Below are 823 nucleotides of genomic sequence, written 5' to 3'. Positions count from 1 at the left end.
TGCTCATGCTGAGCGTTGGCAGAAAGATTGGGCAGCGGCGCGTTACGGTAAGATGACCATTTCAGGACGGAACGACGCTAAATCAGGTAACTTTGTCTTTCATTATCATCCAGAGACGCATACCCTTACCTTTAAGGCGATCGATCAATGTGTGATTCGTCTCTCTGACGTTGTTTTTCCTTATGGCCAAGACCATGTCAACCATGCCATTCAGACACAAATGAACCTGAGAGATAAGAAAAAGTATGGGAAGCCTATTGGATGGTCACTTGAGGATCATGGTGACTACTACATCGTTAAATGCTTAATCGATGTGCCAGCTACACCCTATCTGAATACCTCAACATCAACGGGCATGATTGGTGTTGATTTGAATGTGAATCATATCGCTGTCGCCAATGTCAACGCCATAGGTCAATGTGTGGATGCCTTTACGCTTCCGTTTAACTTAGAGGGTAAAACCAGTGGACAGCAGGCGAAAATCATAGAAGCAGAGGTTATTGCCCTCGTTGACTATGCCGTTAAACATCATAAACCACTCGCCATCGAAAGATTGGATACGACGCGGTCCAAAGTGTCGCGTCCCTATGGACATAGGAAAGCCAATCGTCGAATGAGTCAGTTTGCTTATCAAAAGATGATCCTAGCGATCAAGTCAAGAGCTGAAAAAATGGGGGTCGCTGTCTACGTTGTGAATCCCGCTTATACCAGTCAAATTGGTAAGATGAAATATATGAAGCGACTCGGTCTGTCCATTCACATGGCAGCCGCTTATGTCATTGCCCGTCGGGCAATGGGTTTTAAAGAAATACTCCCACCAATG

At 45.3% G+C, this 823-nt stretch carries 1 protein-coding gene; it reads left to right on the top strand.

Features of this window, described 5'->3' with window-relative positions; translation table 11 throughout:
- The coding region (locus JCM19043_RS15770; RefSeq protein WP_156321456.1) for an IS200/IS605 family accessory protein TnpB-related protein at window positions 1–823 on the top strand (823 nt) is incomplete at both ends.

Source organism: Halolactibacillus sp. JCM 19043 (assembly GCF_001310395.1).
GTDB lineage: Bacteria > Bacillota > Bacilli > Bacillales > Amphibacillaceae > Halolactibacillus > Halolactibacillus miurensis.
Note: the sequence above shows the minus strand (reverse complement) of the source record. Positions and strands in the feature narration are given on the sequence as shown.